A 14,228-nucleotide genomic window follows, 5' to 3' on the forward strand; every position below is an offset into this window, starting at 1 on the left:
CCGCGCCCTCCTCCGCTGGTCGAGGCGCGAAGCGATCGAGACCACGCCAAAGGTCTCGATCCTCCGCTGGCGCTCCGGCCTCGACCAACGGAGTGGACGTCGCTCAGCGCACCGTCGGCCGGTCGATGATCCACCGCCACGTCCCGTCGGGCTGCCGCCGCGCGACCTCGCACGTCGCACCACCCGCGCCCGCGCTCATCGGCAGGACCGTGGTCGTCAGCGCAAGGTCTCCGCGCACGAGCGGGCGCCGCGGGATGCCGGCACGCACCGGGCGGTGAGCGGCGAGCGCACGCGTGTAGAAGGCGCGGATGTCGTCGTGCCCGACAGCGACGCGGCCGTCAGGAAGCTCGAGCACGGCCGTCGGCTCGTACAGGGCGACGACGCCCTCGACGTCGCGCGCGTTGAGACGGTCGACGAGCTGCGCGCTCAGCTCGTCAGGGGTGTGGGCGGCGGAGGGGGCGGACCGGAGCGGCGACGGGGTGGACATGTGTTCGACCGTACGAGGCGGCACGGACAGTTCTGCAGAGCGTCCGCGGGCGGCGATAGCGTCTCGCCATGAGCCGCTTCAGCGACGCGCCGCGCCTGCCCATCACGTCCGTCGAGCAGTGGCGCGCCTGGTTGGTCGAGCATCAGGACGACCCCGACCCTGGCGTGTGGATCGTGTGGGAGCGTTCTGCTGCGGCGAGGCAGGTGTCGTACGAGGAGCTCATCGAGGAGGCGCTCGCGGTCGGCTGGATCGACGGGCAGGCCGCGACGCTCGACGACGACCACTCGATGTTGTGGCTCACGCGTCGGCGTCCAGGCTCGGTGTGGAGCCGCCTCTCCAAGGAGCGTGTCGCGCGCGTCGTGGAGTCCGGCCGCATGACGGCGGCAGGGCAGGCGGCGATCGATCGCGCGAAGGCGGACGGGTCGTGGACGATCCTCGACAGCGTCGAAGCCCTGATCGTCCCCGACGACCTCGCGGCCGCGTTCGACGCGACGCCGGGTTTGCGGGATCAGTACGAGTCCTTCACGCCGGGTCAGCGCAAGCAGATCCTCCGCTGGCTCGTCGATGCCAAGCGCCCGGCGACCCGGGCACAGCGGATCGCCGAGACCGTACGCCTCGCCACGGAGGGCGTGCCGGCCAACAACCGTTGACGTCGCGACGCTCCGGGGGGCTCAGCCGAGGGGCTGGAGGAACTCGAGCCGGTTGCCGAACGGGTCGTCGGCGTAGAAGCGCCGGTGTCCCGGGAACGCGTCGTCCCACGTGACCTTCACGCCGGCCGCGGTCAGCCGTGCGGCGACGTCGTCGATGCGGGCGACAAGGATGCCGGGGTGCGCCTTGAGCGCCGGCGCGAAGTCCCGCTCCACCCCGAGGTGGACCTCGACCCCACCCGACCGGAACCAGCAGCCGCCGCGCGCCGCCAGCTCCGAGGGCTTCGCCAGCTCGTGCATCCCGAGCGTGTCGCCCCAGAACGCGCGGCACGCTTCCTCACCGCCCTCGGGGATCGCCAGCTGCACGTGGTGCAGGTGGATGAACGCGAGGTGGTCGGGGTCGGAGTGAGGATCGGCCATGCTCGGCACCCTATCCGCCGTCCGGCTCTGCGGTGACCGGGCCAGGAACACGTGGGGGCACACGACGGTTGTCCCTGACGTGACCATCTCCCCGGCCCCCGCGACGCAGGTCGACGTCGTCGTGGTCGGAGCGGGACAGGCAGGGCTGTCCGCCGCGTACCACCTGAAGCGGCTCGGTGCCTCGTTCGTCGTCCTCGACGCCAACCCTGCACCGGGTGGGGCGTGGCAGCACCGGTGGCGCACCCTCACCATGCGTGACGTCCACGGCATCGCGATGCTCCCCGGCCTTGACGTTCCGGCGAGGGTGGAGGACGAGGCCGCCCGGGACTTCGTGCCGGCCTACTACGCGGCGTACGAGGAGCGTTTCGACCTTCCCGTCGTCCGGCCGGTGCGGGTGCTCCGGGTCGAGGACGCCGAGAGCGGGAACCCCGACGGCGACCTCGTCGTCCACACCGACGTCGGCACCTGGCGCGCCCGTGCGGTCATCAACGCCACCGGCACGTGGGAGCGGCCGTTCTGGCCGTCGTACCCGGGCGCTTCGTCGTTTCGCGGCCGGCAGCTGCACACGGCCGACTACACAGGGCCAGGAGACGTGGCCGGGCTCGACGTGGTCGTGGTCGGCGGCGGCGCGTCCGCCGTACAGATCCTCGGCGAGGTCGCGCCACGGGCCGCGTCCACGACCTGGGTGACCCGTCGCGAACCGATCTGGCGGGTGGGTGAGTTCGACCCCGACGCAGGCCGTGACGCGGTGGCGCTGGTCGAGGAACGCGTACGACGGGGGCTGCCGCCGCAGAGCGTCGTCAGCGTCACGGGGTTGATGCTCCGGCCGCAGGAGCAGCGCGCGGCCGCCATGGGGGCGTACGACCGGCATCCGATGTTCACGCGGATCGAGCCGGACGGCGTCCGGATGGCTGACGGCACGTTCCGGCACGCGGACGTCATCGTGTGGGCGACCGGATTCCGCGCTGCGCTCGGCCACCTCGCGCCGCTCCACCTGCGCGAGGACACCGGCGGCGTACGCCTCGTCGCCCGCGAGGACGCGCACACCCCGACGACGGCGGCGCGCGATCACCGCGTACAGCTCGTCGGCTACGGCCCGTCGGCATCGACGATCGGCGCGAACCGTGCTGGCCGTGTCGCTGCGCTGTCGGCGCTGCGGGTCGTCGCATCGCGTGCCGCCGCGGCCTGACCCGCCAGCCTCGCTCGTCGTCGCCGCTCCAGTACCGTCGACCCGGCGGGGCGGACGTTAGCTGAGGGAGTGCCATGAAGTTCACCGAACGCGAGATGACCGTTGCAGTGGAGGCGGTGGCACGCCAGGCGTTCGAGGCGCTGCCCGGGTTCATGCGCCGCAAGGTCGGCGCTGCGTCGTGGGAGGAGCTGCCGAAGATGAGCCGCTACAACCTCCTCTCAGCCGCCAGCACGCTGCTGCTGCCGAGCCTGACGGCGCTGCCGGAGCGGCCGACCGTCGGGGCGACGCCGGCGTTCACGGACGAGGAGTACGACGCGGCGGCGGAGTCGGTGCTGCGCGACCGGGTCGAGCGGTCCGAGCCGGGCGCGTGGGAGAAGATCTCGCCGCGCAAGCGCCGCAAGCAGGTCGAGGCCGCGGTCCTCGCGTTGCGCGCAGGCGTGGAAGCGATGCCGCACCGCCAGGACCCCGACGCGTTGATCGTCCCGGATCACCTCTGACGCCAGCGTGGGCGCGCCAGCTGTCGGTGCGCCAGTCGTCACTCGCGGCGAGCGCGTGACCACTGACGAACCGACGCGCCGGGTCATCGACCGTTGCAACTAGTTGCATATGCGCCTCGTTGCATAGATACTTCCAGGTATGGCCCTGGAGCACGCGATCCTCGTCTCGCTCGCCGAACGCACGGCGAGCGGCTACGACCTGACGCGCCGCTTCGACAAGTCGATCGGCTACTTCTGGAAGGCCAGCCACCAGCAGATCTACAAGGTGCTCGGCCGCATGGAAGCCGACGGCCTGGTCGCCTCCGAGGCGGTCCCGCAGTCGGGCCGGCCCGACAAGAAGGTCTATGCGATCACCGAGGCCGGCCGCGCCGCGATCCAGGACTGGTCCCGCACGCCGAGCCCGCCTGAGACCTCGCGCAGCGAGTTCGCGGTGAAGCTGCGCGGACTCCCGTACGGCGACCGCGACGCCATCGTCGCCGACGTGCAGCGCCGGGCCGAGGCACATCGCGAGCGCCTCGCGTACTACCGCGCCGACGAGAGCAGGACGTTCCCCGACGTCGACGCGCTCGACGACGCGCAGCGCGCTCAGTACGCGGTGCTCCGCGGCGGCATCCTCCTCGAGGAGGCCGGGCTCGCGTGGTGTCAGGAGATCGTGGAGCTGCTGGGGGGTTTCGACTCGCTGCGCTCGCTCAACCAGCGGGACGAAGGCTCGCTCAACCAGCGGGACGAAGGCTCGCTCAACCAGCGGGACGAAGGCTCGCTCAACCAGCGGGACGAAGGCTCGCTCAACCAGCGGGACGAGCGCTCGCTCAACCAGCGGGACGAAGGCTCGCTCAACCAGCGGGCGAGCGGCGGGACCGCAGCGCCGTGAACGCCACCCACAGCACGCCGAGCGCGATCGACACCGCCGCCACGATCAGCACCGCGTGCACCCACAGGAACCCGGTCGGCGTGCTGTCGCCGACCGCCCCCTCCCATGCCCGCTCGTCGTTCCACACCGCCATCCCGAACCGGGGCCAGATCACGATGTTGAACACCCCGGCGAGCACCAGGAACCACGCAGCACGTCGAGAGATCACCCGTCCAGTGAACACCAGAGGTCCCCATGCCTGAGCAGTCCCCCAGCCCGTACCCGCACCTTCTCTCCCCGCTCGAGGTGGCCGGCTTCACGCTGCGCAACCGCGTGATGATGGGCTCGATGCACACCAAGCTCGAGGACCGCGCGAGCGACGTCCCCAAGCTGGCGGCGTACTTCGCCGAGCGGGCCCAGGGCGGCACCGCGCTCCTCGTCACCGGCGGGTACGCCCCGAGCTGGCGCGGGTGGCTCAGCCCGATGGGGTCGACGATGGCGTCACGCCGCCTCGCCGACCGCCACCGCGAGGTCACCGACGCGGTCCACGCGCACGACAGCCGGATCCTCATGCAGGTGCTGCACGCCGGCCGCTACGGCTACTCGCCGTTCTCGAAGGGCGTCTCGTCCAAGCAGTCCCCGATCACTCCCTTCAAGCCGAGCGCGATGAGCACCCGCGAGGTGGAGCGGACCGTCCACGACTTCGTGCGCGCCGCCCTGCTGGCCCAGCGCGCCGGCTACGACGGCGTGGAGATCATGGGCTCCGAGGGCTACCTCATCAACCAGTTCCTCGCCGCCCGCACCAACGACCGTACGGACGCGTGGGGCGGCACCGCGGAGAAGCGGATGCGCTTCCCCGTCGAGGTCGTGCGGCAGATCCGCGAGGCGGCCGGCGAGCGGTTCATCGTCCAGTACCGGATCTCCCTGCTGGACCTCGTCGACAACGCGCAGACGTGGGAGGAGACCGTCGAGCTCGCCCGCAAGGTCGAGGAGGCCGGCGCGTCGATCCTCAACACCGGCATCGGCTGGCACGAGGCTCGCGTCCCCACGATCGTCACGTCCGTCCCCCGGGCGGCGTTCGCCTGGGTGACCGGCAAGCTGCGCCCCGAGGTCGGCATCCCGGTGATCGCGTCCAACCGCATCAACACCCCCGAGGTCGCCGAGCAGATCCTCGCCGACGGTCAGGCCGACATGGTCTCGATGGCGCGGCCCCTGCTGGCCGATGCCGCCTTCGTGAACAAGGCCGCCGAGGGCCGCGCCGACGAGATCAACACCTGCATCGCCTGCAACCAGGGCTGCCTCGACCACACCTTCAAGAACAAGCGCGCGACCTGCCTGGTGAACCCGCGCGCCGGCTACGAGACCGAGCTCCGCCTGCTCCCCGTCCCGAAGCCTCGGCGCAAGCAGGTCGCCGTCGTCGGCGCCGGTCCCGCAGGCCTCGCCGCCGCGACCGAGTTCGCGGGGCGTGGGCACAGCGTCACGCTGTTCGAGGCCGACGACCAGATCGGCGGCCAGTTCCGGCTGGCGCGACGGATTCCCGGCAAGGAGGAGTTCGCGGAGACGCTGCGCTACTACACCCGGCGCCTCGAGGTGACCGGAGTCGACGTGCGGCTCTCGACCCGGGCGACGGTCGCCGACCTGAGCGCGTACGACGACGTCGTGGTCGCGACCGGTGTCGTCCCGAGGATGCCCGAGATCAAGGGGCTCGACCACGCCAGCGTGGCGTCGTACCCGGACGTCATCGACGGGCGCGTCGACGTCGGCGAGCGGGTCGCCGTCATCGGTGCCGGCGGGATCGGCTTCGATGTCGCGGAGTTCCTGCTGCACAGCCCCGACGAGGAGCTCGGCGCGTGGATGGCCCGCTGGGGCGTCACCGATCCGGCCCTCGAGCCGGGCGGCCTCGCGACGAAGGTGAAGGCGCCGCCGTCGCGTGAGATCTGGCTGCTGCAGCGCAAGGACGAGCCGCTCGGCAAGGGGCTCGCGAAGACGTCCGGCTGGGTGCACCGCGCCACGCTGAAGGACTCCGGGGTCCACATGCTCGGCGGCGTCTCGTACGAGTTCGTCGACGACGCGGGCCTGCACATCCTGGATCGGGACGGCAACGCGCAGGTCCTCGAGGTCGACAGCGTCGTCGTGTGCGCGGGCCAGGAGTCGGTCGCCGACCTTGCGGAGCCGCTGCGCGAGGCGGGCGTGAGCGTGCACGTCATCGGCGGCGCGGACGTCGCGGCCGAGCTCGATGCGAAGCGCGCGATCCGCCAGGCCACGGAGCTCGCCGCCCGCCTGTGACTTGATCTCAACCGGGCTTGAAGTTCTACGTTGACGACATGACGATAAGCACGGAGGACAACCTGCGCGACTACCCCGCCGCGGTGATCGCAGCGCAGCCGATCGGTGCCTGGACCGGCGACGCGTACCGCCGCGTCGTCGGCGGGCTCCGCGGCGCCCTCGCGACCGAGGACCTCACGCAGCCGCACTGGTGGACGCTCAACCATGCCGCCGGCGACCCGGGCCGGTGGACGCGCGCCACCCTGACCGAACGGCTGACCCCGTACGAGGACCTCGGGATCGACTTCGACGACGTGTACGACGACCTGGTCGCGCGCGGCTGGCTGCGCGAGGACGACGGCGCCATGACGCTGACCGACGCGGGCGTGGCCGGGCTCGAACGCGCACGTGAACGCAACGCGCAGGTGCACCAGCAGACGCTCGACGGCATCCCTGAGGACGAGTACGTGACGATGATCAACGTGCTGCGCCGCGTCGTCGCGAATCTCGGCGGCGACGGCAACATCCCGGAGTGACGCCGCGCCGGTCCGGGTGAAGATGGGGGCATGAGACTCGCATACGGCTGCATGGGACTCGGCAGCGCCGAGCCGACTCCGACCACGGACGAGGTGGACCGTGCGGAGGCCGCGGTCCAGGCGGCGTACGACGTGGGCATCCGCCTCTTCGACCATGCCGACATCTACGGCGGAGGGACCGCCGAGACGGTGTTCGGCATGGTCCTCGCGCGCAACCCCGGCCTGCGGGACGAGATCGAGATCCAGACCAAGTGCGGGATCGTGATCGGCGGCGCCGAGGGCGGCAACGCGTACGACCTGTCGCGGGAGCACATTCTCGCCTCCGTCGACGCGAGCCTGGAACGGCTCGGCGTGGAGCGGGTCGACCGCCTCCTGCTGCACCGGCCCGACCCGCTGGCCCGCCCCGGCGAGATCGCCGACGCCTTCGAGCTGCTCACCGCAGCCGGCAAGGTGAGCGCCTTCGGTGTCTCCAACATGGCGGCCGCGCAGGTCGCACACCTGCGTTCGGCCGTCCGCCAGCCGCTCGACGTCAACCAGGTCGAGCTCGGGCTGCACCACCGCGACCTCATCGAGGCCGGGGTGCTCGTCAACCACGCGGACTCGTCGGCGTACGCGCCCGTGGTGGGCACCCTCGAGTACTGCGCGGACCACGCGATCACCGTGCAGGCGTACGGCCCCCTGGCCCAGGGACGGTACGCCGGGCGACCGCGCGGGCCGGAGGACGAGGCGACGGCCGCGCTCGTCCAGCGGTACGCCGACGCGCTCGGCGCCACGCGCGAGGCCGTCGTCCTCGGCTGGCTCCTCAAGCACCCCGCCCAGGTCGTCGCGGTGATCGGCACCACCGATCCCGGCCGGATCCAGGCCTGCGCCGACGCGGAGCAGGTCGCCGAGGCGATGACGCGCGACCAGTGGTGGTCGTTGTGGACTGCCGCCCGTGGTAAGCCATTGCCGTGACCGCGACCCCCCAGCTGCTCCAGCCGAACCTCGTCCACCACTTCTACGCCGGCGGCGCACGCATCGCCGCGCTCCGGGGCCTTCCGCCCGTCGAGCGGTGCCCTGAGGAGTGGGTCGGCGCGACCGTGTCGCGCGCCGGCTCCGACGACGTCGGCCTGGCCCGCACGGTCGACGGCGACCTCGTACGCGACCTGGTCGCGGCCGACCCCGACGGCTGGGTCGGCGCCGTCCCCACCGACGGCAGCGCGCTCACCGGAGACACCGGGATCCTGCTGAAGCTGCTCGACGCCGGACAGCGCCTGCCGGTCCACGTGCACCCCGACCGTGCGTTCGCCTCGCGCCACCTCGACTGCCCGTACGGGAAGACCGAGGCGTGGCTGGTTCTGGACGCGTCCGGTGACGGCGCGGTCTATCTCGGCTGGAACGCCGACGTCGACCCGGACGAGCTCGCCGAGCGTCGCGACGCCCAGGACAGCGAGTGGCTGCTGAGCCGCCTGAACCGGATCCCCGTACGGCCCGGCGACGGCTTCCTCGTCCCTGCGGGCACGCCCCACGCGATCGGCGAGGGCGTGTTCGTCGCGGAGGTGCAGGAGCCGACAGACTTCTCGATCCTCCTCGAGTGGTCGATCACCACCTCGACCCGCGACGAGTCGCACCTCGACCTCGGGTTCGACACCGCGATGGAGGCAGTGACGACACAGGGGCTCGACGCCGCCGAGCTCGAACGCCTCACCGTGCACCACGACCTGACCGACCGCGGTCCCGCGCCGGTCCCGCTGCTGCCCGAGGGCGGCGATCCGTTCTTCCGTCTCCACCTGCTCGCCGCCCGGGCCGGCGAGAGGCCCGAGGTGCCTGCCGGGTTCGCCGCGCTCGTCGTCCTGTCGGGCACCGGGGTGATCGAAGGGACGACGTCCGTGCCGATCGGCGGCGGCCAGTCGCTGGTCGTCCCGGCCGCGTTCGGGCCGTGGCGGTTGTCCGGAGACGCGCGCGTGCTCGTGGCGCGTCCGGGCGAGAAGTGGCGCGGCACGCCCGAGAGGCGCATCGTGGGGTGATGCCGTCTCGCAGCGCCGTGCTCCTTGTGTCCGCGGCGCTGCTCGTCTGCATCCCCGCGCCGGGCTCGGCAGCCGCGTCGGAGGGGCCTCGACTCGCTGCGCTCGCTCGACCAGCGGAAACCGCCGTCGCTCGACCAGCGGAAGCTGCTGTGCGCCTCGATGGCGTCACCGTCCGCCTCAGGGCGGGGACGCGCCAGGTCGTGACGGTCAACCGCACCCGGTCGTACCGTGCCCGCGTCACCTACTGGGTCCTGCGCGACGGCGGCTGGACCGTGAAGCGGCAGACGACGAACGGGCGCATCGGGTACGGCGGCCTGGTCGCCGCGTCGAAGCGCAGGCAGGCGACGGGGACGACGCCGCTCGGGACGTTCGCGATGACAGAGGCGTTCGGGATCCGGTCGCGCCCGAGCGGCACCGCGTTGCCGTACAGGAAGGTCCGCGCAGGCGACTACTGGGTGCAGGACAACCGCTCCGCGTACTACAACACGCTGCGCAACAAGGCTGCCGGCGGATTCCGCTGGTGGCTCCCTTCATCGCGCCTCAACGCGTCCGAGCGGCTGCGCGACTACCGGACGCAGTACGTCTGGTCGATCGTCATCGACTTCAACCGGCCGCCGAACGCGGTCCGCTACCGCGGATCCGGCATCTTCTTCCACGCCAACGGCAAGGGCGCGACCGCGGGATGCGTGTCCGTTCCACCCCGTTTTGTCCGGTTTGTCATGAAACGCCTTCGTGCCAATCGTGCCCCCGTCATCGCGATCGGACGTTGAATCGCGTTTCGATCTGACGCGGCCGGGCACCTGCACTAGCGTCATGGTCGTGCGGCAGGACGCCGTACGAGTACCTGGGTCCCCCCGGCCCGGAGAACGGAGTGAAGCATGGCTTTCCTTCTTTGGATCCTCGCGGTCGTCCTCGTGGTGGCCGGAATCGTTGCACTGGTCCGCAAGCAGTTCCTGTGGGGCATCGTCCTCATCATCGTCGGCCTGCTCGTCGGACCCGGCGGCGTCAGCGTCTTCAACGTCTGACCGTGTTCAACCGATAGCGGCCCACGTAGGCTGACGTCATGGAGCTCGTGATCCTTGTCGTCATCGCCGTGGCTGTCGTCTACCTGGTCAGCGAGCGTCGAAAGAAGACGCGCGAGCGTGAGGCGCTCGCTGATCAGGTTGCCGGAGTCCGCAAGACCGCTTTCGAAGACGTGACCGCCCTCGGCGAGGAGCTTCAGCGCCTCGACGCCGACCTGATCGGCATCCCGCTGGACGAGGGGGCACAGGCCGACTACCAGCGGGCGCTCGACGCGTACGAGTCTGCGAAGTACGCCGTCGACAAGCTGGAGAAGCCCGAGGACGTGCGGCATGTGACCGAGATCCTCGAGGACGGCCGCTACGCCATCGCCTGTGTCCAGGCCCGCGTGACCAACGGCCCGCTTCCCGCGAAGCGACCGATGTGCTTCTTCGACCCACGGCACGGCCTCTCCGTCGAGGACGTCTCGTACGCCCCTGACGGCGGCACCCTCCGCGAGGTCCCCGCGTGCGCGCTCGACGCCGAGCGCATCCGGGCCGGCGCGGAGCCCGACACCCGCAAGGTGATGGTCGGCCCCCAGCGCGTCCCGTACTGGCAGGGCGGCCCCGCCTACGCCCCCTACGCCGCGGGCTACTTCTCGGCGTTCGCCTTCATGCCGGCCCTGTTCATGGGCACGATGCTCGGCGGCATGTACGCCGGCGAGGCTGGCCTCGACCCGAGCGCGTACGGCGACGGCAGCGAGGCCGGTGGTGGCGACGGCGGCGGTGGTGACGCTGGCGGCGATGCCGGTGGCGGCGACGGTGGTGGTGACGCTGGCGGCGGTGACGGCGGCGGCTTCGGCGACTGGGGTGGCGGCGACGGCGGCGGGTTCGACTTCGGCGGCTTCGATTTCTGAGAAGGTCGTCTACCTGCTGCGGGCGGTCAACGTCGGCGGCAACAAGGTGCCGATGGCCGAGCTCCGCAAGCTGGCAGCCGACCTCGGCGCCGACGACGTCGCGACGTACGTCAACTCGGGCAACCTCGTCTGTGTCCCCCCGGGCGACCCCGCCGACTTCGGCTCGGCGCTCGAGGCCGGGATCGCCGACCGGATGGGCGTGACGACGGACGCGATCCCGCGGACCGGCGCCGAGCTGCGGGCGGCGCGCGACGCCTTCCCGTACGAGGTGCACGAGGCGAAGTTCTGCTACGTCTGGTTCTTGGCCTCGAAGCCGACCGCCAAGGCGGTGCGGGACGTCGAGGCGTACGACTTCGGGGACGACCGCATCACGGCGGTCGGCCAGGACCTGCACATCTGGTACGCCGACGGCGCAGGCCGCAGCCAGGTGACCGCGCCGCGGCTGCTGAAGCTGTGCGGCGGGATCCCGGGCACCGGGCGCAACCTGCGCTCGGTCGAGAAGCTCGCCGCGATGGCCGAGTGAGTCTCAGAGGTCTCCGACAGGGGCCGCCGTCGCCGGCGGGGTGCCGATGCTCTCGACCGGCAGGTCGGCCGCCTTTCCCGAGGTGAGCCGGGCGCGCTCGATCCGGTCGAGCCTGAACCAGCGGATCCCCTCCCGCTCCCGGCAGTGCGCGACGAGGTACCACCGGTGCTGCGTGAAGGCGAGGATCTGAGGGTCGACGCGACGCTCGGACACGGCACCGTCCGCCCCCCGGTAGCGCAGGGACAGGACCCGTCGATCGACAAGCGCCTGCTCGAGCGCACGCCGCGACCGCGTGTCTCCCGCGCCGGGATCGGCGTGGTCGATCCAGATCCGTTCCGTGAGCGCGGAGGCCCGCCGGCGAGCCTGAGGCTCCATGACGCCGAGCACCTTGGCCAGAGCAGCCCGGGCCTGGCCGTCGAACGGCTGGCCGCGGTGCGCGGAGATCGCCGCAGCGAGGCCGGACACCTCGGAGTCAGTGAAGTTCACCGGCGGCAGCGTCGCCGCCGGGTCGACGACGTAGCCGCCGGTGCGCCCGAGCCTCGCCCAGACCGGGAACCCGCCGTGCTGCAGCGCGGAGACGTCGCGTTTGATCGTGCGGACGCTGACCTCGTACGTCGCGGCGAGCTGCTCGGCGGTCCGGCCCTGCGCGCCGGCACGACGCAGCTCCTCGCGGATGCCGTACAGCCGATCGGTGCGGTTCACGCAATAAATAGTGCCATAAGGGTGACACAGCGGCGGGCGATGATGGAGGCATGACCTCACACGAACCCGTCCTCCTCATCAGCGGCGCGGGCCTGCCTGCCTGGATCTGGGACGAGACCAGGGAGCTCCTCGCACCGCGAGAGACGGCAGTCGCCCCACGCCCTGCTGCTCGGACCGCCCGGCTCGGCGACTACGTCGACGCCGCGCTGGAGGCCGCCCCGTGGGACCGGTTCGCCGTCGTGGCGCACTCCTCGGGCGGCGTCGTCGGCACAGAGCTGGCCCGCAGGGCCGCGGGACGGGTCACCGCCCTGCTCGCGGTCACGGCCGTGGTCCCGCGACCCGGAGCGTCGTTCCTGTCGTCGATGCCCTTCCCGCAGCGACACGTCCTGAGCCTCGCGATGAGGGTCGCGGGAACCCGGCCGCCGGACGGCGCCATTCGCCGTGGCGTCGCCAGCGGCTTGGACGAGCCGACGGCCGACCGCGTCGTCGGCGCCTTCGTCCCGGAGTCGGTCGACCTCTACCGGGGGCGCGTCGGGCGGACCGACCTGCGGCTGCCCGTCGGCTACGCGACGACCACGCGCGACCGGGAGCTCACCCCGGCGCTCCAGCGCAGGTTCGCGACGAACCTCGGCACCTCGTGGCAGCAGACGCTCGACACCGGGCACCTCCCGATGCTCGAGGACCCGCCGGCGTTCGTACGCACCGTGGCCGGGTTCCTCGACCAGCGCGGGGCGGATGTCAGCTCAGCTGGCGCAGCCTGATCGTCTCGGGCAGCGTGCCGAGCGCGGTCAGCGTCTCCGGCTCGAGCTGCTTGTCGATGTCGGTGAGGACGTAGCCGATCTCACCGCGGGTCCCGAGCGTCTGCCCGTCGATGTTGACCCCGTGGTTGCCGAGCACGACGTTGATCGCCGACAGTACGCCCGGCACGTTGTGGTGGATGTGCACCAGGCGGTGGTGCTCGCCGTACGACGGGAGCTGGAGGTGCGGGAGGTTCGGCGAGAGGTCCGTCGAACCCTCGGCGAGGTAGGAGTGCAGCTTGCCGGCGACGAACCTGCCGATGTCCTGCTGCGCCTCCATCGTCGAACCGCCGACGTGGGGGGTGAGGATGACGTTGGGGAGACCACGCAGGTCCGACTCGAACGGGTCGCCCTGCTTCTTGGGCTCGACCGGGAAGACGTCGACGGCGGCACCCGCGATGTGGCCGGACTCGATGTGCGCGCGCAGCGCCTTCGTGTCCACCAGGATGCCGCGCGAGAGGTTGAGGAACAGCGAGCGCGGCTTCATCCGTGCGAACTCGTCGGCGCCGAAGAGGCCGGCGTTGCCGGGACGCCCGTCCACGTGGAGGGTCACGACGTCGACGGTCTCGAGCAGCTCGTGGAGCGTCGCACAGCGCTTGGCGTTGCCGAGCGCGAGCTTGTCGGCGACGTCGAAGTAGAAGACCTGCATGCCGAGCGCCTCGGCGATCACCGACAGCTGGCTGCCGATGTTGCCGTAGCCGACGATGCCGAGCTTGCGACCCCGGATCTCGTGGCTGCCCTGCGCGGACTTGTTCCAGACACCGGCGTGCATGTCGTTGGTCTTCTCGTTGAGCCGCCGAGCGAGCGAGATGATCTCGCCGATCGCGAGCTCGACCACCGACCGCGTGTTGGAGTACGGCGCGTTGAAGACTGCGACGCCGCGTGCGGCTGCTGCCTTGAGGTCGATCTGGTTGGTGCCGATGCAGAAGGCGCCGATCGAGAGCAGGTCGGGAGCGTGCTCGAGGACCCGCTCGGTGACGTACGTCGTGGAGCGGATGCCGAGCAGGTGCACGCCCTGGACGGCCTCGATGAGCTCGTCCTCGCCGAGGGCGCCCTTGCGGGTCTCGACCTGGTAGCCCTGCGCACGCAGGAACTCGGCGCCGTCCTCGTGGATGTTCTCCAGTAGCAGGACGCGGATGTCGCCGTCGCCAAGGCGCGGCGTGCTCACGGGAAGGTCAGCGGTCATGGTGTAGAGCGTCTGGGTCGTCACGGGGTCCCTCTCCTGGTCGGTCTCAGGTCGTTCCACCCGGAGGTGGCGGTCGACCCAGGGCCCAGGCGAACGGTCCCGCGGTCATTGCTGATGTGCCGCTCCCTGGTGGTCTGCCCACCTGAACGCCAGTCGCGACGGGTTCAGTGTAGGTCGCAACCGCGGGAACGCGGAATGCATTCCGCCG

General features: G+C 71.4%; 18 protein-coding genes and 1 riboswitch. Of the genes, 13 read left to right on the top strand and 5 right to left on the bottom strand.

The window, feature by feature from the left end; translation table 11 throughout:
- Positions 1-103 precede the first annotated feature (103 nt).
- Positions 104-487 (bottom strand): YybH family protein, encoded by a 384-nt coding sequence (locus GH747_RS01720; RefSeq protein WP_149767687.1) that lies wholly within the window; start codon positions 485-487, stop codon positions 104-106.
- A 68-nt stretch (positions 488-555) separates the two neighbouring features.
- Here GH747_RS01720 and GH747_RS01725 point away from each other — a divergent pair, with 68 nt between their 5' ends.
- Positions 556-1,137 carry a YdeI/OmpD-associated family protein gene (locus GH747_RS01725; protein WP_149767689.1) on the top strand — a complete coding sequence of 194 codons (582 nt, stop codon included), beginning with the start codon at positions 556-558 and terminating at the stop codon, positions 1,135-1,137.
- 21 nt (positions 1,138-1,158) lie between these two features.
- Here the strand turns inward: GH747_RS01725 and GH747_RS01730 are convergent, their stop codons facing one another.
- Complete coding sequence (locus GH747_RS01730) at positions 1,159-1,554, bottom strand: VOC family protein (protein WP_149767691.1); 396 nt, start codon at positions 1,552-1,554, stop codon at positions 1,159-1,161.
- Between GH747_RS01730 and GH747_RS01735 the strand changes: the two genes are divergently transcribed.
- The 3 genes from GH747_RS01735 to GH747_RS01745 all read left to right on the top strand — a co-directional run bounded on the left by GH747_RS01735 (position 1,553) and on the right by GH747_RS01745 (position 4,111).
- Positions 1,553-2,743, top strand: a complete 1,191-nt coding sequence (locus GH747_RS01735; RefSeq protein ID WP_149767693.1) for an FAD-dependent oxidoreductase — start codon at positions 1,553-1,555, stop codon at positions 2,741-2,743. The two genes, GH747_RS01730 and GH747_RS01735, sit on opposite strands and share 2 nt — an antisense overlap.
- Positions 2,744-2,817: 74 nt before the next feature.
- Positions 2,818-3,240: a hypothetical protein gene (locus tag GH747_RS01740; RefSeq protein ID WP_149767695.1), complete on the top strand. Its 423-nt coding sequence runs from the start codon at positions 2,818-2,820 to the stop codon at positions 3,238-3,240.
- 139 nt (positions 3,241-3,379) lie between these two features.
- A complete protein-coding gene (locus tag GH747_RS01745) occupies positions 3,380-4,111 on the top strand; it encodes a PadR family transcriptional regulator (RefSeq protein WP_149767697.1) in 732 nt (243 codons plus the stop codon).
- Here GH747_RS01745 and GH747_RS01750 read toward each other — a convergent pair.
- Positions 4,074-4,319 (bottom strand): SCO4848 family membrane protein, encoded by a 246-nt coding sequence (locus GH747_RS01750; RefSeq protein WP_149767699.1) that lies wholly within the window; start codon positions 4,317-4,319, stop codon positions 4,074-4,076. The two genes, GH747_RS01745 and GH747_RS01750, sit on opposite strands and share 38 nt — an antisense overlap.
- A 26-nt stretch (positions 4,320-4,345) precedes the next feature.
- On the opposite strand from GH747_RS01750, the gene GH747_RS01755 reads away from it, so the two are divergent.
- The 8 genes from GH747_RS01755 (at position 4,346) to GH747_RS01790 (ending at position 11,335) form a co-directional block, all read left to right on the top strand.
- Complete coding sequence (locus GH747_RS01755; protein ID WP_149767701.1) at positions 4,346-6,376, top strand: NADPH-dependent 2,4-dienoyl-CoA reductase; 2,031 nt, start codon at positions 4,346-4,348, stop codon at positions 6,374-6,376.
- Positions 6,377-6,414: 38 nt separating this feature from the next.
- Positions 6,415-6,891, top strand: coding sequence for a MarR family winged helix-turn-helix transcriptional regulator (locus GH747_RS01760; RefSeq protein WP_149767703.1), 477 nt, complete (start codon positions 6,415-6,417; stop codon positions 6,889-6,891).
- 30 nt (positions 6,892-6,921) lie between these two features.
- Positions 6,922-7,845 carry an aldo/keto reductase gene (locus tag GH747_RS01765; protein WP_149767705.1) on the top strand — a complete coding sequence of 308 codons (924 nt, stop codon included), beginning with the start codon at positions 6,922-6,924 and terminating at the stop codon, positions 7,843-7,845.
- Positions 7,842-8,897 carry a class I mannose-6-phosphate isomerase gene (locus tag GH747_RS01770; RefSeq protein WP_149767707.1) on the top strand — a complete coding sequence of 352 codons (1,056 nt, stop codon included), beginning with the start codon at positions 7,842-7,844 and terminating at the stop codon, positions 8,895-8,897. The genes GH747_RS01765 and GH747_RS01770 overlap by 4 nt, the downstream gene beginning before the upstream one ends.
- Positions 8,897-9,667 carry a L,D-transpeptidase family protein gene (locus tag GH747_RS01775; protein ID WP_149767709.1) on the top strand — a complete coding sequence of 257 codons (771 nt, stop codon included), beginning with the start codon at positions 8,897-8,899 and terminating at the stop codon, positions 9,665-9,667. Before GH747_RS01770 ends, GH747_RS01775 begins: the two co-directional genes overlap by 1 nt.
- Positions 9,668-9,775: 108 nt before the next feature.
- Entirely contained in the window at positions 9,776-9,922 is a 147-nt protein-coding gene (locus GH747_RS01780) for a GPGG-motif small membrane protein (protein ID WP_163695243.1), read from the top strand.
- Positions 9,923-9,960: 38 nt separating this feature from the next.
- Positions 9,961-10,812, top strand: a complete 852-nt coding sequence (locus GH747_RS01785) for a hypothetical protein (protein ID WP_149767711.1) — start codon at positions 9,961-9,963, stop codon at positions 10,810-10,812.
- Positions 10,766-11,335, top strand: coding sequence for a DUF1697 domain-containing protein (locus GH747_RS01790; RefSeq protein ID WP_205602718.1), 570 nt, complete (start codon positions 10,766-10,768; stop codon positions 11,333-11,335). Before GH747_RS01785 ends, GH747_RS01790 begins: the two co-directional genes overlap by 47 nt.
- Before the next feature lie 3 nt (positions 11,336-11,338).
- Here GH747_RS01790 and GH747_RS01795 read toward each other — a convergent pair whose 3' ends face one another.
- A complete protein-coding gene (locus tag GH747_RS01795) occupies positions 11,339-12,037 on the bottom strand; it encodes a helix-turn-helix transcriptional regulator (protein WP_149767713.1) in 699 nt (232 codons plus the stop codon).
- A 50-nt stretch (positions 12,038-12,087) separates the two neighbouring features.
- Between GH747_RS01795 and GH747_RS01800 the strand changes: the two genes are divergently transcribed.
- The gene (locus GH747_RS01800) at positions 12,088-12,798 is read left to right on the top strand and encodes an alpha/beta fold hydrolase (protein ID WP_149767715.1); all 711 of its coding nucleotides are present in this window, start codon (positions 12,088-12,090) and stop codon (positions 12,796-12,798) included.
- Here the strand turns inward: GH747_RS01800 and serA are convergent.
- Positions 12,776-13,972: a phosphoglycerate dehydrogenase gene (gene serA / locus GH747_RS01805; protein ID WP_205602785.1), complete on the bottom strand. Its 1,197-nt coding sequence runs from the start codon at positions 13,970-13,972 to the stop codon at positions 12,776-12,778. The two genes, GH747_RS01800 and serA, sit on opposite strands and share 23 nt — an antisense overlap.
- A gap of 124 nt (positions 13,973-14,096) precedes the next feature.
- A riboswitch (ZMP/ZTP riboswitch) is annotated at positions 14,097-14,187 on the bottom strand.
- Positions 14,188-14,228 lie beyond the last annotated feature (41 nt).

The organism is Mumia xiangluensis (assembly GCF_010994095.1).
Classification (GTDB): domain Bacteria; phylum Actinomycetota; class Actinomycetes; order Propionibacteriales; family Nocardioidaceae; genus Mumia; species Mumia xiangluensis.